This window comes from Microbacterium sp. BLY, assembly GCF_017939615.1.
Taxonomy (GTDB): domain Bacteria; phylum Actinomycetota; class Actinomycetes; order Actinomycetales; family Microbacteriaceae; genus Microbacterium.
In genome coordinates this window covers 492,258-513,623 of record NZ_JAGKSR010000001.1, presented here as the reverse complement: position 1 = coordinate 513,623, position 21,366 = coordinate 492,258, and the positions used below count along the sequence as shown (strand labels likewise).

The 21,366-nt window shown below is 70.2% G+C and carries 22 protein-coding genes; 10 read left to right on the top strand and 12 right to left on the bottom strand.

Features of this window, described 5'->3' with window-relative positions; translation table 11 throughout:
• Positions 1-3 precede the first annotated feature (3 nt).
• Positions 4-1,317 carry a sugar ABC transporter substrate-binding protein gene (locus tag KAF39_RS02725; RefSeq protein ID WP_210675847.1) on the bottom strand — a complete coding sequence of 438 codons (1,314 nt, stop codon included), beginning with the start codon at positions 1,315-1,317 and terminating at the stop codon, positions 4-6.
• A gap of 62 nt (positions 1,318-1,379) precedes the next feature.
• Entirely contained in the window at positions 1,380-2,615 is a 1,236-nt protein-coding gene (locus KAF39_RS02720) for an aminotransferase class V-fold PLP-dependent enzyme (protein ID WP_210675846.1), read from the bottom strand.
• Between the two features lie 166 nt (positions 2,616-2,781).
• Here KAF39_RS02720 and KAF39_RS02715 point away from each other — a divergent pair, with 166 nt between their 5' ends.
• Positions 2,782-3,459 carry a FadR/GntR family transcriptional regulator gene (locus KAF39_RS02715; RefSeq protein ID WP_210675845.1) on the top strand — a complete coding sequence of 226 codons (678 nt, stop codon included), beginning with the start codon at positions 2,782-2,784 and terminating at the stop codon, positions 3,457-3,459.
• 102 nt (positions 3,460-3,561) lie between these two features.
• On the opposite strand, the gene KAF39_RS02710 is transcribed toward KAF39_RS02715, so the two are convergent.
• From KAF39_RS02710 to KAF39_RS02690, 5 genes are read right to left on the bottom strand one after another with little or no spacing between them, the layout of a single operon-like run.
• Positions 3,562-4,077, bottom strand: a complete 516-nt coding sequence (locus KAF39_RS02710) for a glycine cleavage system protein R (RefSeq protein WP_210675844.1) — start codon at positions 4,075-4,077, stop codon at positions 3,562-3,564.
• 21 nt (positions 4,078-4,098) lie between these two features.
• Positions 4,099-5,157, bottom strand: coding sequence for a PLP-dependent cysteine synthase family protein (locus KAF39_RS02705; protein ID WP_210675843.1), 1,059 nt, complete (start codon positions 5,155-5,157; stop codon positions 4,099-4,101).
• A 24-nt stretch (positions 5,158-5,181) separates the two neighbouring features.
• The gene (locus KAF39_RS02700) at positions 5,182-5,994 is read right to left on the bottom strand and encodes a GntR family transcriptional regulator (RefSeq protein WP_210675842.1); all 813 of its coding nucleotides are present in this window, start codon (positions 5,992-5,994) and stop codon (positions 5,182-5,184) included.
• Positions 5,994-6,398 carry a D-ribose pyranase gene (gene rbsD, locus KAF39_RS02695; RefSeq protein WP_210675841.1) on the bottom strand — a complete coding sequence of 135 codons (405 nt, stop codon included), beginning with the start codon at positions 6,396-6,398 and terminating at the stop codon, positions 5,994-5,996. The genes KAF39_RS02700 and rbsD overlap by 1 nt, the downstream gene beginning before the upstream one ends.
• Before the next feature lie 15 nt (positions 6,399-6,413).
• The gene (locus KAF39_RS02690) at positions 6,414-7,376 is read right to left on the bottom strand and encodes a ribokinase (RefSeq protein WP_210675840.1); all 963 of its coding nucleotides are present in this window, start codon (positions 7,374-7,376) and stop codon (positions 6,414-6,416) included.
• 119 nt (positions 7,377-7,495) lie between these two features.
• Between KAF39_RS02690 and KAF39_RS02685 the strand changes: the two genes are divergently transcribed.
• The gene (locus KAF39_RS02685; RefSeq protein ID WP_210675839.1) at positions 7,496-8,158 is read left to right on the top strand and encodes a transaldolase family protein; all 663 of its coding nucleotides are present in this window, start codon (positions 7,496-7,498) and stop codon (positions 8,156-8,158) included.
• Between the two features lie 4 nt (positions 8,159-8,162).
• On the opposite strand, the gene KAF39_RS02680 is transcribed toward KAF39_RS02685, so the two are convergent.
• On the bottom strand, positions 8,163-8,840 hold the full coding sequence (locus tag KAF39_RS02680) for a FadR/GntR family transcriptional regulator (RefSeq protein ID WP_025105368.1): 678 nt from the start codon (positions 8,838-8,840) through the stop codon (positions 8,163-8,165).
• 47 nt (positions 8,841-8,887) lie between these two features.
• Between KAF39_RS02680 and KAF39_RS02675 the strand changes: the two genes are divergently transcribed.
• Positions 8,888-9,787 carry an amidohydrolase gene (locus KAF39_RS02675; RefSeq protein ID WP_210675838.1) on the top strand — a complete coding sequence of 300 codons (900 nt, stop codon included), beginning with the start codon at positions 8,888-8,890 and terminating at the stop codon, positions 9,785-9,787.
• 278 nt (positions 9,788-10,065) lie between these two features.
• On the opposite strand, the gene KAF39_RS02670 is transcribed toward KAF39_RS02675, so the two are convergent.
• Together KAF39_RS02670 and KAF39_RS02665 are read right to left on the bottom strand one after the other, a co-directional pair.
• Positions 10,066-10,851 carry an SDR family NAD(P)-dependent oxidoreductase gene (locus KAF39_RS02670; protein ID WP_210675837.1) on the bottom strand — a complete coding sequence of 262 codons (786 nt, stop codon included), beginning with the start codon at positions 10,849-10,851 and terminating at the stop codon, positions 10,066-10,068.
• Entirely contained in the window at positions 10,833-11,693 is an 861-nt protein-coding gene (locus KAF39_RS02665; RefSeq protein WP_210675836.1) for a fumarylacetoacetate hydrolase family protein, read from the bottom strand. Before KAF39_RS02665 ends, KAF39_RS02670 begins: the two co-directional genes overlap by 19 nt.
• 123 nt (positions 11,694-11,816) lie before the next feature.
• Here KAF39_RS02665 and KAF39_RS02660 point away from each other — a divergent pair, with 123 nt between their 5' ends.
• The 3 genes from KAF39_RS02660 to KAF39_RS02650 are packed head-to-tail and all read left to right on the top strand — an operon-like array spanning position 11,817 to position 14,514.
• On the top strand, positions 11,817-13,112 hold the full coding sequence (locus KAF39_RS02660) for an L-fuconate dehydratase (protein WP_210675835.1): 1,296 nt from the start codon (positions 11,817-11,819) through the stop codon (positions 13,110-13,112).
• The gene (locus KAF39_RS02655; protein ID WP_210675834.1) at positions 13,099-14,067 is read left to right on the top strand and encodes an aldo/keto reductase; all 969 of its coding nucleotides are present in this window, start codon (positions 13,099-13,101) and stop codon (positions 14,065-14,067) included. Before KAF39_RS02660 ends, KAF39_RS02655 begins: the two co-directional genes overlap by 14 nt.
• Positions 14,068-14,094: 27 nt before the next feature.
• A complete protein-coding gene (locus KAF39_RS02650) occupies positions 14,095-14,514 on the top strand; it encodes an RbsD/FucU family protein (RefSeq protein ID WP_210675833.1) in 420 nt (139 codons plus the stop codon).
• 96 nt (positions 14,515-14,610) lie between these two features.
• Here the strand turns inward: KAF39_RS02650 and KAF39_RS02645 are convergent, their stop codons facing one another.
• Positions 14,611-15,612 (bottom strand): LacI family DNA-binding transcriptional regulator, encoded by a 1,002-nt coding sequence (locus tag KAF39_RS02645; RefSeq protein ID WP_210675832.1) that lies wholly within the window; start codon positions 15,610-15,612, stop codon positions 14,611-14,613.
• A 139-nt stretch (positions 15,613-15,751) separates the two neighbouring features.
• Between KAF39_RS02645 and KAF39_RS02640 the strand changes: the two genes are divergently transcribed.
• The 4 genes from KAF39_RS02640 (at position 15,752) to KAF39_RS02625 (ending at position 20,526) form a co-directional block, all read left to right on the top strand.
• Positions 15,752-16,672: a sugar phosphate isomerase/epimerase family protein gene (locus tag KAF39_RS02640; protein WP_307805029.1), complete on the top strand. Its 921-nt coding sequence runs from the start codon at positions 15,752-15,754 to the stop codon at positions 16,670-16,672.
• Between the two features lie 180 nt (positions 16,673-16,852).
• The gene (locus KAF39_RS02635; protein WP_210675831.1) at positions 16,853-18,355 is read left to right on the top strand and encodes a sugar ABC transporter ATP-binding protein; all 1,503 of its coding nucleotides are present in this window, start codon (positions 16,853-16,855) and stop codon (positions 18,353-18,355) included.
• Positions 18,355-19,389, top strand: a complete 1,035-nt coding sequence (locus KAF39_RS02630) for an ABC transporter permease (protein ID WP_174521432.1) — start codon at positions 18,355-18,357, stop codon at positions 19,387-19,389. Before KAF39_RS02635 ends, KAF39_RS02630 begins: the two co-directional genes overlap by 1 nt.
• A gap of 135 nt (positions 19,390-19,524) precedes the next feature.
• Positions 19,525-20,526, top strand: coding sequence for an ABC transporter substrate-binding protein (locus KAF39_RS02625; protein WP_210675830.1), 1,002 nt, complete (start codon positions 19,525-19,527; stop codon positions 20,524-20,526).
• A gap of 540 nt (positions 20,527-21,066) precedes the next feature.
• Here the strand turns inward: KAF39_RS02625 and KAF39_RS02620 are convergent.
• Positions 21,067-21,363: a putative quinol monooxygenase gene (locus tag KAF39_RS02620; protein ID WP_210675829.1), complete on the bottom strand. Its 297-nt coding sequence runs from the start codon at positions 21,361-21,363 to the stop codon at positions 21,067-21,069.
• Positions 21,364-21,366: the final 3 nt, after the last annotated feature.

Below are 21,366 nucleotides of genomic sequence, written 5' to 3'. Positions count from 1 at the left end.
GGATCAACCCTTCTCCGCGGCGTACTTCTCGGTCCAGAACGCGTCCCAGGAGGCGAGGAGGTCCTTCGTGGACATGTTGCCGAGCAGCACGTTCTGCACGTCCTGGTCGGACTTCTGGATCCACTCGGTCCACCAGCTGACCCCGCGCGGCTGGCGCACGTTGACGTAGGTCTCCGGGTCCTCGGTCATGGTGACGTAACTGGTCCACGGGCCGGTCGAGTAGAACTCGTCGTCCGCGGCGGCCGCGATGATCGGGACGAGGCTGTTCGCCTGCGCGAACTCGGTGGCGGGCTCAGCGGACGAGAGGAACTCGACGAGCTTCACCGCGGCCTCCTTGTGCGCGCTGTTCTCCGCGACACCCCAGCCGGCGACGGCCAGCGGCTGCGCGGCCTTGCCGGACGGGCCGACGAGCAGCGGAGCAGTGTCCCACTGGTCCTCGCTGAGCGACGAGTCCTGCACGGTCGCGATGACCTCGGGGTCCTGGAGCAGGAATGCGGTGGTGCCGTTCGTGAAGCCGGCGACCATCTCGGGGTAGCCCCACGAGACGGCGGACGGCGGCGACGCCTTCGTGAAGAGCTCGAAGTAGTCGTCGACGGCCTCCTGCGCCTCGGGAGCGGCGAAGATCGTGGAGCCGTCCTTCATCAGGAACGCGTCCTCGGTGTCGAGACCGTCGATCGTGTAGGCCTCGATCGCGGCGACGACGTTGCTGTTCGCGTTCTGACCGCCGCGGAACGCGTACCCGTAGATGTTCTTCGACGGGTCCTGGATCGCGGACGCCTGCTCCAGCAGGTCCTTCCAGCTGTGCGGCGGACCGTCGAATCCGGCGTCCTTCACGAGGTCCGTCCGGTAGAAGAGGGAGAGACCGTAGAAGCCGTAGGGGACGAAGTAGCTCTTGCCGTCCTCCGCGACCGAGGCCGACTGCGCGTTCTCGGTGAGGGCGTCCCAGCCGTCCCACTTCTTCAGGTCGGGCCCGAGGTCGTACAGCCAGCCGTTGTTCGCGAACGGTCCGACGGTGATGTCGCGCACCTCGAGCACGTCGACGCCCTTGCCGGACTGCAGCATCTGCTGGATCTTCTGGTCGGCCTGCTCGGTGGGCGGTGAGACCAGGTTGACGGTGATGTCGGGGTTGTCCTTCTCGAACTCGTCGAGCAGTCCGCGGATGAGTTCGGTGCGGGCCGGGTTGGTCAGGCTCTCGACCATCTGGAGGGTGACGTCGCCGCCGTCGCCGGACGAGCCGGAGCCTCCGGAGCAGCCGGTGAGTGCGAGGACGGCGACGGTGCCGACTCCGGCTGCGGTCGTCAAGATCTTGTTCTTCACGATGTGCCTCTCGGTGGGGAATGGATGGGTTTTCGGGTGGGTCGTGCAGGAGGTGATGCGGGTCAGGGGAGGATGAGGGCCTCGGCGGGACGGATCCCGGCGCGGCGCAGGATGGCGGGGACGCAGCGCTCCACGAACGCCTCGACGTCGGAGGCCTCCGTGTAGAGGTGAGCCGACAGGCGGAAGTAGCCGACGCCGCGGAAGCTCGTGAATGCGGTCTCCACGCCCACCTCGTCGAGCAGATCCATCCGCAGCGCGTCGGCCTCCTCGCGGGTGGCGCCGAGGCCGAGCGGCAGCCGGATCAGCCGCATCGACGGCACCGGCGAGGGCAGCGGGGTCAGCGGGTCCTCATCGCTGTACGGGCGCAGGGCCTCGGCGATCATCTCGGCGCCGGCATCGGCGCGCTCCGCCATCGCGGTGCGGGCGGCGGCCCACCCGAACTCCGCCTCGATGAACTCGATCGCGGTGGGCGTGGCGAGATAGGTGGTCGCGTCGATCGTGCCCTGGGTGTCGAAGCGCTCGGGGAACGGTTCGCGGGCGGCCCACGAGTCGATCAGCGGCCACAGCTCGTCGCGGTCGGGGGCGGTCGTCACGAGGAGGGCGGAGCCGCGAGGCGCGCAGGGCCACTTGTGCAGGTTGCCGAACCACCAGTCGCCGCCGGCGACGGCCGCCGCATCCGGGATGAGACCGGGAGCGTGGGCGCCGTCGACGAGGGTGCGCACGCCGCGCGCGGCCGCGAGGTCGGCGAGGCGGCGGGTGGGCAGCAGGCGGGCAGTCGGCGAGGTGATCTGGTCGACGACGAGCAGCCGCGTGTGCGGGGTGAGCGCGTCGGCGAACAGCTGGACGATCTCGTCGTCGGAGGCGAGCAGCGGAAGGGCGACCGTGCGGACGGAGGCGCCGAACCGGCGGGCGAGGCGCTCGGCGCCCATCGTGATGGCGCCGTAGCCCTGATCCGTGACGAGGATCTCGTCGCCCTGCTCGAGCTGGAGCGCGTTGTAGACGACCGTGGCCGCGGCGGACGCGTTGGGGACGAAGACGCTGTCCTCCGCGCGGGCACCGACGAACGGTGCGGTGCGCTCCCTGGCATCCTGCACCCGCTCCGCGATGCGCGGGAACCACTCGACGGGGCTGAGGTCGGCGCGGCGGCGCAGCGCGTCCTGGTGGGCGACGACGACGGACGGCACGGCTCCGAAGGATCCGTGGTTGAGGTGGATCACCGTCGGGTCGAGGGGCCAGGCATCGCGCGCTCGCAGGCCGGAGTTCAGCGTGAGCGGAGCGGGGAACTGCGGAGCGGGCATCGGACCTCATCGATGAGTGGGGGCGAGTTGTTGCACAACTTTGCCACACGCCTCCTGTTTTGGCTACGAATCCGCGAAGATGGAACATAGTTGTCATACGAGTTTGCGGCGCCCGGTGGTTCCGACAGACTGCACGAGGGGTGGCGGAGGGTCAGGGAGGATGACGATGAGCGCACTCGACACGGCGTTGCACGGCCTGCGGGCCCTCATCGCCGACGGCGCGCTGCGCCCCGGCGACCGGCTGCCGAGCGAGGGGGAGCTGTGCGAACGGCTCGGCGTCTCCCGAGGGTCGCTGCGCGAGGCCATCCGCACCCTCGCCGCACTGGGCGTGCTGGAGACACGGCACGGGTCCGGCAGCTATGTCAGCGAGCTCCGCGCCGCCGACCTCATCGGCAGTCTCTCCCTCACGGTCGGACTGCTGCCGATGGCCGGGGTGCTGGAGTTGACGGAGCTCCGGCGGGTGCTCGAACCGCATGCGGCGGCGCTCGCCGCGGCGCGCATCGACGAGGACACGGTGGCTGCGCTCGACGACGTGCTCACCGAGATCGAGTCGACGACCGACTTCGAGGCGCAGTCCCGCCTCGACCACGAGTTCCACATGGCCATCTCGTCGGTCGCGGGCAACGACGCCCTGACCAGCCTGATCGACGTGCTGCGTTCCCGCTCCCGCGCCTACCGGATCTCCGACCCGGAGGATGCCGCGGAGCTCAAGATCCACTCCGACGCCGGCCACCGCGCGATCCTGCGTGGCCTCGCCGCCGCGGATCCCGTCGCGGCCTCGGCCGCCGCGTCCGCCCACGTCGCGTACACCGAGTACTGGGTGCGGCGGTACTCCGGCCTCTGACTGCTGGTTTCCCGGCCGACCCGCCCCCCTTCGTGCCTCCCGGCCCTCTTCGGACGTCCGAAAGGGGGTGGGGGGCACCGGAAGGGGTGGGTCGGCGAACGGCTACCCGAGCGTGATGTCGACCTGGATCTCGGACGCGAGACGCTCCAGATCGGCGCGCAGAGCGTCGAGGTCGACCGTCGGCGGCACCTTCGCGATCACCGACGCCTCGAACAGCCGCCCGCCCGCCATCGCGGCGTCCCGGGTCTCGGTCGCGAGCTCCTCGATGCTCAGGGCATGGGCGTTCAGCACCGCCGACACCTCCCGCACGATGCCGGGACGGTCGTTGCCGAGCACCTGCATCACGAGCAGCTGCTCCTCGTCCTCGGACGGGCCCGGGGTGCCGGTGAGCACCGACAGCGTGAGCAGCCCCTGACCCTGGATCGCCCGGAGGGCGGTCTCGAGTTCGCCGGTGCGCTCCGTCGGCACCGACACCTCGATGACACCCGCGAACGTGCCGGCGAGCTCGGCGAGGGAGCTGTTCTCCCAGTTGCCGCCGTGGGCGTCGACGACATCGGCGACGGCGGCCACGAGGCCCGGACGGTCGGCACCCGCGACGGTGAGGATGAGTGTGGTCATGGGGTCAGCGTAACCCGCGGATCAGTCCTCCCAGGCCCCGGTCTCCAGGAACCGCTCCAGTCGCGCACGGTGCGGAGCGAGGTCCCACCCCTGCTGCGCCACCCACTCGTCGGAGTAGTACGTGCCGGCGTAGCGCACGCCGCTGTCGCAGATCAGGGTCACGACGCTGCCGGTCTCGCCCGCGGCGCGCATCCGGGCGATGAGCTGGAACGCGCCGTAGAGGTTGGTGCCGGTGGAGCCGCCCGCCCAGTGCAGCGTGCGCTCGCGGAGGAGGCGGATGGCGGCGATGGAGCCCGCGTCCGGGACCTGGATCATCTCGTCGATCACGGACGGCACGAAGGAGGCCTCCACCTGCGGCCGCCCGATGCCCTCGATGCGGCTCGGCCGCCCGGCCGGCGGGTCGACCGTGCCCGCCCAGCCGTCGTAGAAGGCCGAGCCCTCCGGATCGACGACCGCGATCCGGGTGTCATGGCGGCGGTACTTCACATAGCGGCCGAACGTGGCGCTGGTGCCCCCGGTGCCGGCGCCCGTGACGATCCAGCGGGGGATCGGGTGCCGCTCCTGGGCCAGCTGCCCGAACACGCTGTCGGCGATGTTGTTGTTGCCGCGCCAGTCGGTCGCGCGCTCGGCGTAGGTGAACTGGTCGAGGTAGTGGCCGTGGCAGTCCGACGCGAGGCGCTGCGCTTCCGGCGACATGTCCTCCGCGCGGTCGACGAAGTGGCACGTGCCGCCGTAGAACTCGATGAGGTCGATCTTCTCCTGCACCGTCGACCGGGGCACGACCGTGATGAACTTCAGCCCCAGCATCCGCGCGAAGTACGCCTCCGACACCGCGGTCGAGCCGCTCGACGACTCCACGAGGGTCGTGTCCTCCTGGATGCGCCCGTTGACGAGCCCGTAGAGGAGGAGGGAGCGCGCCAGACGGTGCTTGAGCGAGCCGGTCGGGTGCACCGACTCGTCCTTGAGGTACAGGTCGATGCCCCACTCGGACGGCAGGGGGAACAGGTGCAGGTGCGTGTCGGCGCTGCGGTTGGCATCGGCTTCCAGCAGGGCGATCGCGGTGCTGCTCCAGTCGCTCATGCCCTCGAGCGTACCGGCCTGGGGTCAGCCGACGGTGCCGGCGGGAGACGCCCCGCCCGAGCCGTCCACGTGCATCAGCGACGCCTGCGACTGCTCCTGCTGGAGCTGGAACTCGAAGCGCGAGCGGTCGCCCCGGTGGTACGCGATGAAGTACTCGATGGGCAGCCCGTCCTCGCTGCGGCTGATGCTGCGCAGACGGAGGAGCGCCGAGCCGGCGCTCACACCGAGATGCTGCGCCTGTTCGTGCGTCGCGACCGTCGCCTCGGCCGAGCGGACGCCGTGCGTCGCGACGATGCCGTGGTCGGCGAGCAGCCGGTACAGCGACGCCTCGGTGAGGTCGGCGCCCAGCGTGACCGCACCGACCGCCTCGGGCATCCAGGTGGTCGAGAGCGACCAGGGCTCGCCGTCCACGTGCCGGAGACGTTCCAGGGCGATCACGGGCGACCCGACCGGCACCTCCAGGGCGAGGGCGACCTCCTCGTCCGCGAGGGTCTGCTCGTGCCGGAGGACGTCGCTGTGCACGTGGCCGCCGCGCCGCTCGACGTCGTCGTACAGCCCCACGAGCGTGTGCACGAGACTCTCGCTGGTGCGCGGGCGCGAGACGAACGTGCCCTTGCCCTTCACACGCTCCACGAGCCCTTCGTGCTCGAGCTGCGCGAGTGCCTGCCGGACGACCGTGCGGGAGATGCCGTAGCGCTCGCACAGCCGATGCTCACCGGGGAGCGGATCACCCGGCTGCAGGCCGTCGCGGGCGATGCCGTCGATGATCAGCTGCCGCAGCTGGTCGTACATGGGGGCCGCGCTGTGGCGGTCGATCGCATCCTCGACGGTCGTCATCAGTACGCCACCCCCGCATGCAGGATCACGTTGGCGTACGGGGTGAACTCCCCGGAGCGCACGAACGCCCGGGCGTCATGCGTGCGCTTCTTGAACTCGACGTGCGGGACGAGCTCGATCTCGAACCTCATCCCCGCGAAGCGCTCACGCAGGGCGTCGAGCACCTCGGGACTCTTCTCGGCGACCTCGGCCGACACCGTCGCGCCTTCGACGACCAGCTCGGCGAGCACGGTGTCGAGCACGTCGAGGAAGGCCGGTGCGCCGGGCCGGTAGGCGAGATCGATGCGCTCGGAGCCCGGTGGGATCGGCAGCCCCGCATCCGTCACGACGATCAGGTCGGTGTGACCGGTCTCGCTGATGACGCGGGACAGCGCGGGGTTGATCGTGGTCGGGGTCTTGCGCATCGTGTGCTCCTGAGATCAGTTCGCGACGGCGGCCGCGGTGCGCGCGGCGAGGAAGGCCTCGACGTCGGCGCGGTGGGGGAGGCTCGGCGACGCCCCCTGCTTCGTGACGGTGAGGGCGCCGGCCGCAGTGGCCAGCCGGACGGCGTCGGTGAGCGCCGCCCCGCTCGCGAGGGCCGCGCCGAGGTACCCGGCGTAGGCGTCGCCCGCGGCGGTGGTGTCGACGGCCTCGACGGGGAACGGGGGCACCACCGTCGCGCCGTCGGCGGTGACCACGCACGAGCCCTGCCCGGCCAGGGTGATGACGGCGGCGCCGACGCCCTGCTCCAGGAACCAGTGCCCGGCGCGCTCCGCGGAGGCGGCGTCGGTCACCTCGATGCCGCTGATGAGCGACGCCTCGGTCTCGTTCGGGGTGACGATGTCGATGCTGCGCCAGATCTCGGGCGCCAGCTCCGCCGCCGGTGCCGGATCGAGGATCACGGTCATGCCGTGCTCGCGCCCCCGCGCCGTGATGTGCGCGGTCAGGGCGGACGGCGTCTCGAGCTGGGTGAGCAGCACCGAGGTGGTCGGAGCGAGCGCCGCGAGCGCCTCGTCGATCTGCGCCGTGCTGAGGGCGGCGTTGGCGAGCGGGACCATGACGATGTCGTTCTGCGCGGAGGCGTCGACGCGGATGTGCGCGATGCCGGTCGGCCCCGGCACGGTGCGCAGGTGCGCGAGATCGACGCCGGCGGCGGTGAGCCCGTCCACCACCAGGTCGTGGAACAGGTCGTCGCCGACGCAGCCCACGAAGCTCGTGCGGGCGCCGGAGCGCCCGGCCGCGACGGCCTGGTTGGCCCCCTTGCCGCCGAGCATCAGCGTGAACTCGTCGCCGAGGATGGTCTCGCCGCGGGCCGGAAGCCGCTGGGAGAAGGTCGTGACGTCGGCCGTCACGCTGCCGACGATGACGACGCCGGAACGGTCGCCGGGGTGTGCGGGGGTCATCTCGCTCCTGATCCTCTTCGACAGCGCGGGACTCCCGCGTCTTTGACAAGGCTCGGGAGCTGTCATTACATTAGCCGAATCCCCACCTGTAACGACAGGTTGCCCGCGAGGAGACCCCGATGACCGCGATCGCGCCCCGCCTGTACGTCGACAGCGCCGACACCGACCGCGTATCGCGGCTGCTCTCCGCCGGGGTGGTGCACGGCGTCACGACCAACCCGACGATCCTCGAACGCGGCGGCCGCACGGCCGCGGAGATCCCCGACCTCTACGCCCGCTGGGTGGACGAGGGGGCCCGCGAGGTCTTCTTCCAGACCTGGGGCGGCGACACCGCCTCCTTCCTCCGGAACGCGGAGGGCATCCGCGCGCTCGGCGACCGGGTGGCGGTGAAGGTGCCCGCGACGGCGGCCGGTTTCGCGGCGGCGTCCGCCCTCGTCCGGGACGGAGCCACCGTGCTCGTGACTGCGGTCTACTCGGTCGCGCAGGCGCTGGCGTGCGCCTCGATCGGCGCGCATTACATCGCGCCGTACCTCGGCCGCATGCGGGACGCCGGCATGGACGGCGACGCGCTCATCGCCCGCATGCAGGAGATGTGCGCCGGCAGCGACTCGAACGTCCTCGCCGCCTCCCTGCGCTCGGCCGACGACATCACCGGGCTGCGCGCGGCGGGTGTGCCTTACTTCACCGCCGCGCCCGACGTGCTCGACGAGCTGCTGTTCCACGAGGTGAGCGACAGCTCGGCAGCCGAGTTCGACGCCGCGATGCAGCGCCTCGGGGCCTGACGGCTCAGGCCGACGCGGCCTGCCGCAGCCAGCGCTCGACACCCGCGATATGGGCCGTGGCGAGGGAGGTCGCCAGCGCCGAATCGCGCTGCGCGATCGCATCGGCGATGGCCCGGTGCTCCGACAGGGTGCGCTCCACGGCGCCGCCCTCCGTGAGGCCCCGCCACACGCGCGCCCGCACCGTCTGGCTGCTCAGGTGCTCGATGAGGCTCGCGAGGTAGGCGTTGCCCGCCATGCCCACGATCTCGCGGTGGAAGCGGATGTCGTGGTCGACGAGCTCCTCGATCCCGACGGACGCGTCGACCGCCTCCACCTCCTCCTGCAGGGCCGCGATCGCCTCGTCCGTGCCGAGGGTGGCCGCGAGCCCGGTGGCCTGCGACTCGAGCATCCGGCGGACGGCGAACATCTCCAGCATCGAGTCGTCGTCGTGCATGTCCACCACGAACGCGATCGCCTCCAGCAGCAGGTGCGGCTCCAGGCTCGTGACGTAGGTGCCGTCGCCGCGCCGCACATCGAGCACGCGGATGACCTCCAGCGCCTTCACCGCCTCGCGCATCGAGTTGCGGGAGAGACCGAGGCGCTCGGACAGCTCCTTCTCCGGGGGCAGGCGATCGCCGGGGGCCAGTTCGCCCGACACGATCATCGCCTTGATCTTCTCGATCGCCTCGTCCGTCACAGCCATGGCGCTCATCCTCGCACAACATCCGATGTCTGCGGCAGGATGGGGGCATGCGCATCCTCGACTCTCACCTGCACCTGTGGGACCCGGAGGTCCTCGCGTACACGTGGCTCGAGGGCCCGCTCGCGTGGCGCTTCGGCGACATCGAGCTGGAGCATGCGCGACTCGATGCGGCCACGGCCGAACGAGCCGTGTTCGTCCAGGCCGAGACCGCCGAGGACGACTTCCTCGCCGAGGTGCGGTGGGTCGCCGCACAGGCGGAGCGGCTCGGGGTGGTCGGCATCGTCGCCGGCGCCCGCCTGGACCGCGGCACCGACACCACGGTGCACTTGGAGAGCCTCACCGCGGAACCTCTGGTCGTCGGGGTGCGTCATCTGCTGCAGGGGGAGCCGGACGGCGTGATGCTCTCGTCGGCGTTCATCTCGGGTGCGCGTGAGGTCGCGGCGCACGGGTGGACCTTCGACGCGTGCGTGCGCGCCGCGCAGCTCCCCGACGTCGCGCGACTGTCCGGCGCGATCCCGGAGCTGCGGATCGTGCTCGACCACCTGGGCAAGCCCGAGGTCGGGACGGCTTCCGCTCCGCGCACGCCCTCTGTGGAGTGGGAGCGGGATCTGGCCGAGCTGGCGCGGCATCCTCAGGTGTTCTGCAAGGTGTCGGGTCTGCCGGCGGAGGCCGGAGGGGACTGGAGTCTCGCGCAGCTCGAACCGTTCCTCGACACCGCGGCCGACGTCTTCGGTCCCGAGCGCCTGATGTGGGGGAGCGACTGGCCCGTGTCGGTGATCGGTCCCGCGGAGCCGGGCGACCCGCACGCTCCCGCCGACGGCGCGCCCACCTATCAGCCGACCGCGCGCAGCCGCTGGGCCGACGCCGTGGCGACCTGGGCCTCCTCCCGCGGCATCGACCGCGACGCCCTCTTCCACGGCACCGCCACCTCCGTCTACTCCCTCTAGTCCCACCCCCTTACGCGGGGCGAGTGCGATATGCCACCTCCCGAGCCCCGCCCGGGCCCGTTTCTGATCCCGGCCGGATGGGTGCCGCACGGCTCACGATCGACCCTCCCGGGAGCGTGCGGCGTGCGGGATCAGAAAGGGGCGTGCGGGGCGGGGTGGAGGGGCGGTTCTGATCCCGAACGGTGGGGCGGGGCGGGACGGGATGGGGACCGGATGGGGAGGGGACGGGGACGGCCCGGGGTCTCGCGGGGAGACACCGGGCCGTCGGGAAGATCGGGTCACTCGGGGCGGAGGCGGAGCTGCGCCATCCCCCCGTCGACCTCGATGAAGGTGCCGGTGGTGGAGCCCGCGGCGGGACTCACGAGGTAGGCGACGGCGGCGGCGACCTCGTCGGGGCTCACCAGGCGGCCGTGCGGCTGGCGAGCCTCCAGTGCAGCCCGCTCGGCGGCGGGATCGGCAGCGGAGTCGAGCAGGCGTCCGACCCAGGGGGTGTCCGCCGTGCCGGGGTTGACCGCATTGACGCGGATGCCCTCGCGCAGGTGGTCGGCCGCCATCGCGCGGGTCAGGGCCGACACGGCGCCCTTCGACGCGGAGTACAGCGCTCGCTGCGGGATTCCGGTCGTGGAGGCGATCGACGCGGTGTTGCACACCGCGGCGGCCGGGGACTTCCGCAGCCAGGGCAGCGCCGCCGACGTCACCCGCGCGATGCCGGTGACGTTGATGGAGAGGACGCGCGCCCACTCGTCGTCGTCGTTCGTGGCGATGTCGCCCTGCGCTCCGATGCCGGCGTTGTTGACGATGATGTCGATGCGGCCGAACCGCTCGGCGACGGCGGCGACGGCGGCGTCCACGCTCGCACGGTCGGAGACGTCGGCGGTGAACGCGGCGAAGCGCTCGTCGGCGTGGGTCGTGTCGCGGTCGAGGACCGCGACGATGACGCCGTCCGCGTGCAGACGGTCGGCGATCGCCGCGCCGATGCCGGACGCGCCACCGGTGACGATGGCCACGAGGCCTTCCGTGCCCGGTCCCTGAGCCTGTCGAAGCGTCACTTCTCTGCCTCCCATGCGATGAAGTCCTGGCGCTGCCGGCCGAGGCCGTCGATCTCGATCTCGACCACGTCGCCCGCGGCCAGGTAGGGGTACTTGCCGGACAGGGCCACGCCCTGCGGGGTGCCGGTGAGGATCAGGTCACCGGGCTCGAGCGTCACGTACTGCGACAGGTGGTGCACGATCTGCTCGACCGTGAAGATCATGTCGCTCGTGTTCGAGTCCTGCCGCGGCTCGCCGTTCACGAAGCTGCGGAGGCCGAGCGCCTGATGGTCGACCTCGTCCGGCGTGACCAGCCAGGGACCCGTGGGGTTGAAGCCGAAGGCGATCTTGCCCTTCGACCACTGCCCGCCGGAGACCGCCATCTGGAAGTCGCGCTCGGACACGTCGTTCGCGGCGACGAAGCCGGCCACGTGCGCCATCGACTCCTCCGGGGAGTCGAGGTAGGCGGTGCGAGTGCCGATCACGATGCCGAGCTCGACCTCCCAGTCCGTCTTCTCGCTCCCGCGCGGGATCGTCACGGCGTCGTTCGGGCCGACGACCGTGTTGGGCGTCTTGAGGAAGATGATGGGGATGGTCGGCGGCTCGGAGCCCGACTCCGCGGCGTGCGCGGCGTAGTTCATCCCGATGCAGATCACCGCGCTGGGGCGGGCGATCGGGGCGCCGATGCGCATCGTCGCGGCGTCCGGCAGCTCGGGGAGCTCCCCGGCGTCGCGGGCGGCGGCGACGCGGGCGACGAAGTCTCCCGCAAGGAAGTCGCCGTTGACATCGGATGTCACCGGGCGGAGGTCGAGGTAGCGGTCACCCTCCACAAGGACGGGGATCTCCGCCCCCGGGGTGCCGAGCCGCGCGAACTTCATGATTCTCCTGATCGTTCGGGAGGCCGCTGCTCAGCGGCCGGTCTCGTTGACAGTATAGACATCGGATGTTTACACTCCAAGGGATCCGCACGGAAGAATGACCCGTGCAGGGAGAGGACCCCCGTGAGCCGTATCGTCGCCCTCGACACCACCGACATCCGCTTCCCCACGTCGCTGAGCCTCGACGGCTCCGACGCCATGAACCCGGACCCCGACTACTCCGCCGCGTACGTCATCGTCCGCACGGACGCCGGCGACGACATCGAGGGGCACGCCTTCGTCTTCACGATCGGCCGCGGCAATGACGTGCAGGTCGCCGCCATCGACGCGCTCGCCGGGCACCTCGTCGGGCGCGAGATCGAACCCCTGCTCGACGACATGGGCGGCACGTTCCGCGAGATCATCGGCGATTCCCAGCTGCGCTGGCTCGGCCCCGAGAAGGGCGTCATGCACATGGCCATCGGCGCGGTCGTCAACGCGCTGTGGGACATCAAGGCCAAGCGCGCGGGCCTGCCGCTCTGGCAGCTCCTTGCCCGGATGACCCCGGAGCAGCTCGTCGACCTCGTCGACTTCCGCTACCTCACCAACGCGCTCACCCGCGAGGAGGCGCTGGAGATCCTGCGGGCGGCGGAGCCCGGTCGCGCCGAGCGCGAGCAGCAGCTCCTCGCCACCGGTTACCCCGGCTACACGACCAGCCCCGGTTGGCTCGGCTACTCCGACGAGAAGCTCGAACGCCTCGCCCGCGAGGCCATGGCCGACGGGTTCACGCAGATCAAGCTCAAGGTGGGCGCCGACCTGCAGGACGACATCCGCCGCTTCCGGAAGGCGCGGGAGGTGTGCGGTCCCGACTTCCCGATCGCCATCGACGCGAACCAGCGCTGGGAGGTGTCGGAGGCGATCGAGTGGGTGAACGCGCTCGCCGAGTTCCACCCGGCCTGGATCGAGGAGCCGACCAGCCCGGACGACATCCTCGGCCACGCCGAGATCGCCCGCGGCGTCGCCCCGATCCGGGTCGCCACCGGTGAGCACGCGCAGAACCGGATGATCTTCAAGCAGCTCCTGCAGGCCGACGCGATCTCGGTCATGCAGATCGACGCCGTCCGCGTCGCCGGAGTCAACGAGAACATCGCCAACCTGCTGCTCGCCGCGAAATTCGGCGTGCCGGTGTGTCCGCACGCCGGCGGCGTCGGCCTCTGCGAAGCCGTGCAGCACCTGTCGATGTTCGACTTCGTCGCCGTCTCCGGCACCCGCGAAGGCCGCCTCATCGAGTTCGTCGACCACCTGCACGAGCACTTCGTCGTGCCGACCGACATCCAGGGCGGCTCCTACACGGCGCCGACCGCACCGGGCACGGGCATGGAGATGAAGGCCGACAGCATCGCGGAATACACCTGGACCGGTGCGCATGTCGGCATCTGAGCGCCTGACCGTCCCGCGGCTCGGCTACGGGGCCGCGAACGTCGGCAACCTGTTCCGTCCCCTCTCCGACGACGACGCGTGGGCCGTGCTCGATGCGGCATGGGAGAGCGGCATCCGGTTCTACGACACGGCACCGCACTACGGCCTCGGGCTGTCGGAGCGCCGCCTTGGCGCGTTCCTGCAGACGAAGCCCCGCGACGAGTACGTGCTCTCGACCAAGGTCGGCCGGCTGCTGCGCCCCAACCCCGACCACGACGGCGGCCTCGACACCGCCAACGACTTCCACGTGCCGGACGACCTCCGCCGCGTGTGGGACTTCTCGGCCGACGGCATCCGCACGAGCCTGGAGGAGTCGCGCGAGCGCCTCGGCATCGAGCGCATCGACCTCCTCTATCTGCACGATCCGGAGCGGCACGACCTCGACCTCGCGCTCGCCGAGGCCCTTCCCGCGCTGGAGCAGTTGCGCGCGGACGGCGAGGTGACCGCGATCGGCATCGGCTCGATGGTGTCCGATGCCCTGGCAGCGTCTGTCCGCTCGGCCGACCTCGACCTCGTGATGGTGGCCGGTCGGTACACGCTGCTGGAGCAGCCCGCCGCCGTCGACGTGCTCCCGGCCTGTCGGGAGACCGGCACGGGGATCGTCGCGGCATCGGTGTTCAACTCCGGGCTCCTCGCGGCGAACGAGCCGCGTCGGGACGGCCGGTACGAGTACGGGCAGCTTCCGGACGAGCTCTGGGACCGACTCGTGCGCATCGCCGCAGTCTGCGCCGACCACGACGTGCCGCTCCCTGCCGCCGCCATCCAGTACCCGCTGCAGGCCGACGTCGTGCGCTCGGTGGTCGTCGGCGGCAGCCGACCAGCGCAGCTGCGGCAGAATGCCGAGTACGCGGCCCGGGAGATCCCCTCCGCCCTGTGGGAGAACCTCGCGGCCGAGGGCCTGATCCCCGCATCCTGATCCGCCTCCCGACCGAGAGGAGCCGCCGTGCTCGAAGGAATCCACCCGTTGCTCACCGGGGAGCTGCTGCTGCATCTCGACCGGATGGGGCACTCCGACGCCGTGGTCGTCGCCGACGCGCACTTCCCGGCCTGGGGTCTCGGTGCCCGCGTGGTCGACCTTCCCGGCACCACGACGCCCGAGGTCGTCGCCGCCATCCGCAGCGTGCTGCCCCTCGACGACGCTCCGGGGATCGATCTGATGACCTCCGCCGACGGCGAGGTGCTGCAGGTGCAGCACGAGCTCATGGCCGCGGCGGGCACCGAACTCGACACGACCCGGTTCGTCGAGCGCTTCGCCTATTACGACGTCGCGAAGGAGGCGTACCTGATGGTGCGCACGGGAGAGACGCGCAAGTACGGCAACGCGCTGCTCCGGAAGGGCGTGGTCGGTCACCCCTCGGCCTGACGTCGTTCACAACTCAGGAGAAACGTCGGCGGAATCGGCCGGACCGGCCGATTCGACGCCGAGCGGCGCTCTTCTCCTGAGTTGTGAACGCGGGGTTCACCGCCCGACGGTGGACTCCCGCACGACGAGCTCGGCGGGGAACGGCGTCGGCGCCGGCGGGGGAGCGGTCGGATCGGCGAGGAGCTGCAGCAGAGCAGCCCCGGCGGCCCGGCCGATCTCATAGCCCGGCTGGCGGACGCTCGTCAGCGGCACCACGCTCTGATGCGCGGCGGCCACGTCGTCGAATCCGACGAGGGCGATCTCCTCCGGCACGCGGATGCCGTGGCGGAGCAGCTGCGTGAGCACGCCGAGGGCGACCCCGTCGTTCGCGGCGAACACGGCGTCCGGGCGCTCCTCCGCGGGGAGTTCCACGAGGTGGGCGCCGGCCCGGAGGCCGTCTTCGGTCGTGAGATGCTCGACGTCCCGCACCGACACCGTCGCGTCCCATCCCGCCACGGCGTCCCGCAGCCCCGCCAGACGGTCGTTCGACTGGCTCACGGCGGGGGCGCCGAGGAAGAGGATGCGGCGGCGGCCGAGGGAGAGCAGGTGCTCGCCCGCCAGCCGTCCTCCGCCGTGGTCGTCGAAGGTGATGGAGGCGACGGACGCGGAGGCGGGGATGGGGCCGACGACCACGGAACGGATGCCGCGGGCCGCGAGCTGCTCCAGCCGCGGCACCACGTCGCCGCGCGGATAGATGACGATGCCCTGCACCCGGTGGGCCTCGAACATATCGATGTTCTGCTCCTCGCGGGCGACGTCGCGGGCACTGTCGCTGAAGAACAGCGACCAGCCGCCCTCCCGGGCGACGTCGTCGACGCCGCGGGAGAGATCGTTGAAGTACGGCAGCCAGGCGTCGAGGAGGATGAGCGCGAGGGCCTTGCTCGAGCCGGCGCGGAGCTGGCGGGCGGATTCGTTCGGCACGAAGCCGAGTTCGGCGATCGCGGCGCGCACGCGCTCGCGGCTGGCGGCGCCGAGGACATGCGGATGGTTGAGGTAGTTCGACACGGTCGACGCCGAGACCCCCGCGAGAGCGGCGACGTCTTTCACGCTCGCGGGCATGGGCCTCCTTCGGCGATGGCGGCCGTCGGACGGCGACCGGATGACGCCCAGGCTAGCGGACGACTTGCAACGTGCCAAAAAAGTTCTTGACACCCGAGGTCGCCGCCCCGTAGCGTGACTCGCACACCGGACTTGTAACGTGCCAAGTCCGCGCGGCGACGGTGCCGGACACCCGCCGGAGGAAGCGTTCATGAACATCGGCTGCCACGGACTCGTCTGGACGGGGACCTTCGACGCGGACGGCATCCGCCTCGCGGTGGAGAAGACGAAGCAGGCGGGCTTCGACCTCATCGAGTTCCCCCTGATGGACCCGTTCTCGTTCGATGTCACCGCCGCCAAAGCCGCCCTCGCCGAGCACGGACTCGCGGTCAGCGCCTCGCTCGGGCTCTCCGACGAGACCGACGTCACGAGTGGCGACCCCGCCGTGGTCGCCGCGGGGGAAGCGCTCCTGCTCCGCGCGGTCGACGTGCTCGCCGAGCTGGGCGGCAGTCACTTCTGCGGCGTGATCTACAGCGCCATGAAGAAGTACATGGACCCGGTGACGCCCGCGGGCCTGGCATCGAGCCGTCGCGCCATCGCGCGGGTGGCCGACCACGCCGCCGCACGCGGCGTCTCGGTCTCGCTCGAGGTCGTCAACCGCTACGAGACCAACGTGCTGAACACGGCGCGGCAGGCGCTCGCATATGTCGGAGAGGTCGACCGTCCGAACCTCGGGATCCACCTCGACACGTACCACATGAACATCGAGGAGTCGGACATGTTCGCGCCGGTGCTCGATGCGGCTCCGGCGCTCCGGTACGTGCACATCGGCGAGAGCCACCGCGGCTACCTCGGCACCGGGACAGTCGACTTCGACACGTTCTTCAAGGCGCTCGGGCGCATCGGGTACGACGGCCCCATCGTGTTCGAGTCGTTCTCCTCGGCGGTGGTCGCGCCCGACCTCAGTCGCATGCTCGGCATCTGGCGCAACCTCTGGACCGACAACGACGAGCTGGGGGCGCATGCGAACGCCTACATCCGCGACAAGCTCGTCGCGGTCGACTCGATCCGCCTCCACTGAGGCGGCGCGGCGCGCTTCGAGATCAAGATGTTATTACAGGTCTTCCCTCGCCGCCCCTCGTTAGATACATTTAGATACAACTTGCACTGACCCGGGTGCAGGTCGCAGAATTGATCCGATGTTTACGGCGGAATGGTCCGCCGAAATCGCGACAGAACCTTCAAGGAAGCAGGTGAGCGCATGAGTGGACCCATCCTGAGGGTCGAGGGGATCAGCAAAGGATTCCCCGGCGTCCAGGCGCTGAAGGACGTGCACCTCGAGGTGCGCGCCGGCGAGGTGCTCGTGCTCGTGGGCGAGAACGGCGCCGGCAAGTCGACCCTGATGAAGATCCTCTCCGGGATCTACACCAAGGACGAGGGCACCATCACCTTCGAGGGGCAGGAGGTCGAGCTCACCAGCCCGCTGCAGGCGCAGGAGCTGGGGATCACGATCATCCACCAGGAACTCAACCTCATGCCCGACCTGACCGTCGCGCAGAACATCTACGTGGGCCGCGAGCCCACCACCGGTCCCTTCCTGTCCGAGCGCAAGCTCAACCGGCAGACGGCCGAGCTGCTGCAGCGCCTCGACATCCACCTCGACCCCCGCCAGCGCGTAGGAGAGCTGACGGTGGCCGAGCAGCAGATGGTCGAGATCGCCAAGGCGCTGTCCTTCAACGCCAAGGTCCTCATCATGGACGAGCCGACGTCGGCCCTCACCGACAGCGAGGTCGAGACCCTGTTCGTGCTCATCGAGCAGCTCAAGGCCCGCGGCACCGGCATCGTCTACATCTCCCACCGCATGGATGAGCTGCGCCGGCTGGCGGACCGCGTGACCGTCCTCCGCGACGGCACATACATCGGATCACTCGACAAGTCCGAGATCACCATCCCGACGATCATCGAGATGATGGTCGGCCGTGTGATCGACGAAGGCACCCGCCCGCAGGCACGCGAACACCTCAACGACCCGGTCGTGCTCGACGTGCAGGGGCTCTCCACCCGCAACCTCCTCAAGGACGTCTCGTTCCAGCTGCACAAGGGCGAGATCCTCGGGTTCGCCGGCCTCATGGGCGCCGGCCGCACGGAGACCGCCCGCGCCGTCATCGGCGCGGACCACCGCGACGGCGGCACGATCACGATCGGCGGCCGCGCCGTCCGCATCGCTCAGCCCGCCGACGCGGTCAAGCACGGTGTCGGCTACCTCTCCGAAGACCGCAAGCTGCTCGGCCTCATGCTCGAGCAGGACGTCACCTTCAACACCGTGCTCGCCTCGCTCGGCTCCTACGCCAACGGCATCGGCTGGATGGGCGACAGCAAGGCCAAGAACCGCACCAAGGAGTACGTGCAGCAGCTGCGGGTGAAGACCCCGTCGGTCAACCAGGTCGTCAAGCTCCTCTCCGGAGGGAACCAGCAGAAGGTCGTCATCGCCCGGTGGCTGATGCGCGACTGCGACATCCTCATCTTCGACGAGCCGACGCGAGGCATCGACGTCGGCGCGAAAGAGGAGATCTACCGCCTCATGCAGCAGCTCGCCGACGCGGGCAAGTCCATCATCGTCATCTCGTCGGAGCTCCCCGAGATCCTCCGCGTCGCGAACCGCATCGCCGTGTTCGCGAACGGACGCATCACCGGGACGCTCCGCAACGAGGAAGCCAGCCAGGAGAAGATCATGCAACTCGCAGCCCACGGGGAGGAAGACTGATGAGCACCCCACAGCAGTCCGGATCGTCGACGACGACGATCATCCAGACGGCCGTCAACGAAGACACCGACAAGCGCGACGTCGCCGGTTTCCTCAAGCGGCAGTTCCAGCAGTCCCTCGCGTTCGGCACCCTGATCGTCCTGGTCATCTTCTTCTCGATCGCCAGCCCGAACTTCTTCACCTTCAGCAACATCGCCACGGTGCTGCTGTCGACCGCGGTCATCGGCATCCTCGCCCTCGGTACGACCTTCGTCATCATCACCGGCGGCATCGACCTGTCGATCGGGACCGGCATGGCGCTCTGCGCCGTGATGACGGGCGTGCTCATCACCAACATGGGCCTGCCCGTGTGGGTGGGCGTGCTCGGCGGCATCGCGACCGGTGTGCTCATGGGCCTCGTGAACGGCGTCAACATCACGTTCCTGCGGCTGCCTCCGTTCATCGCGACGCTGGCCATGATGATGATCGCCGGCGGCCTCGCCCTCGTCATCTCGAACGTCGCGCCGATCTACTTCTCGACCTCGGCTCCCGACTTCAAGAAGATCGCGCTCGGCGTGCTCATCCCCGGAATCCCGAACGCCGTGCTGATCACCGCCGCGCTCGCGATCGTCGCCTGGCTCGTGCTGTCGAAGACCCTGCTCGGCCGGTACACCTTCGCGATCGGCTCGAACGAGGAGGCCACGCGCCTCTCCGGCGTCAACACCCGCCGCTGGACGATCCTCATCTACATGTTCGCCGGCGCCTTCACCGGCATCGCGGGCATCGTGATCGCCGCCCGCCTCGACTCGGCCCAGCCGCAGATCGGCACCGGCTACGAGCTGCAGGCCATCGCGGCCGTGATCATCGGCGGCACCTCGCTGCTCGGTGGCCGCGGCTCGATCCTCGGCACCGTGATCGGCGCCCTGATCATGAGCGTCCTGGTCAACGGCCTGCGGATCATGTCGATCCAGCCCGAGTGGCAGAACATCGTCGTCGGCGTCGTCGTCCTGCTGGCCGTCTTCCTCGACTCGCTGCGCAACCGCCAGCGGACCTGAGACACGGCGGCGGCGAAACCCGTGCCCGCCGCCGTCCCCGGCTCCGGCCGGACCCCGCGGAACCCTCCGCACAGGCACCACGAATGTCCACCCGCCGGTCCCTGGCCGGCACCCACACAGAACAATGGAGTTTCCATGAAATTCGGCAAGAAGACCGCATTCGCGGCGCTCGTGGCCGCATCCGCGCTCGTGTTCGCCGGCTGTGCCGGCGGCGGCGACGTGATCGAAGAGGGCTCGGGTGGCAACACCGGCAGCGGCGACGGCGAGATGTACATCGCCATGGTCTCGAAGGGCTTCCAGCACCAGTTCTGGCAGGCCGTCAAGAAGGGCGCCGAGGAGAAGGCCAAGGAGCTCGGCGTCAAGATCACGTTCGAAGGCCCCGCCGCCGAGACCGAGATCGCGCAGCAGCTCGAGATGCTGACCGCCGCCATCGACAAGAACCCGGATGCCATCGCCTACGCCGCCCTCGACCCCGAGGCGTGTGTCGCCCCGCTCGAGCAGGCGAAGTCGAAGGACATCCCCGTCGTCTACTTCGACGCCCCCTGCAACGGCGACGTGGGCCTGAGCCTCGCCGCCACCGACAGCAAGGTCGCCGGCGCGCTGGCGGCCGAGCACATGGCCGAGCTGATCGGCGGCGAGGGCGAGGTCGCCATCGTCGGGCACTCGCAGATCAACTCGACCGGTGTCGAGCGTCGCGACGGCTTCGTCGAGAAGATCGAGGCGGACTACCCCGACATCAAGATCGTCGACATCCAGTACGGTGACGGCGACCACCTGAAGTCGGCCGACATCGCCAAGACGATCATCGCCGCCCACCCCGACCTCAAGGGCATCTACGGCACCAACGAGGGCTCCGCCATCGGCGTCGTGAACGCGGTGAACGAGCTCGGCCTCGAGAAGGGCAAGATCACCATCGTCGGCTTCGACTCCGGTGCGGCCCAGATCAACGCCATCAAGGACGGCACGATGGCCGGCGCCATCACGCAGGACCCGATCGGCATCGGCGCCCAGGTCGTGCAGGCGGCCTACGACGCGGCCAACGGCGACGACGTCGAAGAGTTCTACGACACCGGTTCCTACTGGTACGACAAGGACAACATCGAGGACGACAAGATCGCCGCGGTCCTCTACGAGTGACCCGCACGACGGAGCCCCTCGCCTTCGGGCGGGGGGCTCCGTCGTGTCCGGGGGTCTCGGTCCGGGGGTCTCGGTCCGGGGGGCCGGGGGTCTCGGTCCGGGGGTCTGTGTCTGGGCCCGGGGCCGGGTCCGTGTCGGGGCCCGGTGGTTCGGCGGGTGGTCCGGTTGCACGACCCCGGATCATCCGCACGGTCAGCCCGCCGGTTCCCTCGTCCCGCCGTGTTCGGGTCGTGCAGATGACCGGGTCCGACCCGGGAACGGACCCGACCCGGTGATGTGGCCGGGAACGGGACGGATGCACGACGGGGACACGAGGGCACGTCGAGATGCCCGGGGCGGTCGTGCGACCGTGTCGGGGTCGTGCGGATGGGACCGTGGGGGGTCTTGGCCGGGCCTCGGTCCGGGCGCGGAGGGGGCTGGACGGATGCACGACGAGAGGACGGATGGACGACCCAGGGACGGGATTCGTCGTGCGGGCGGGACGGGATCGTGCAGGTGAAACGAGGGAGAGGGAACCGGAAGAGGGGGAGGGGGTGGGGGTCAGAGGGGGCGGAGGAAGGTGAGGATCGAGGTGGGCTCGACGATGAGCTCCTGCAGGGCGGTGTTGAAGGGGATGCCGGCGGGCGCGTGCAGGTGGGCGTGGAACGCGTCCTCGTCGCGGTAGACCTCGTACACGAAGAAGCGGTCCGGGTCGTCGACGAGGCGGTGGGCATCGAAGACGATGTTGCCTTCCTCGGCGCGCACGACCTCCGCGAACTCGCGGAGCAGCGCCGCGACACGGTCGCCGGCTCCCGGCTGGGCGGTGAAGACGGCGTGGAGGACGGTGGGTTCGGGCATGAC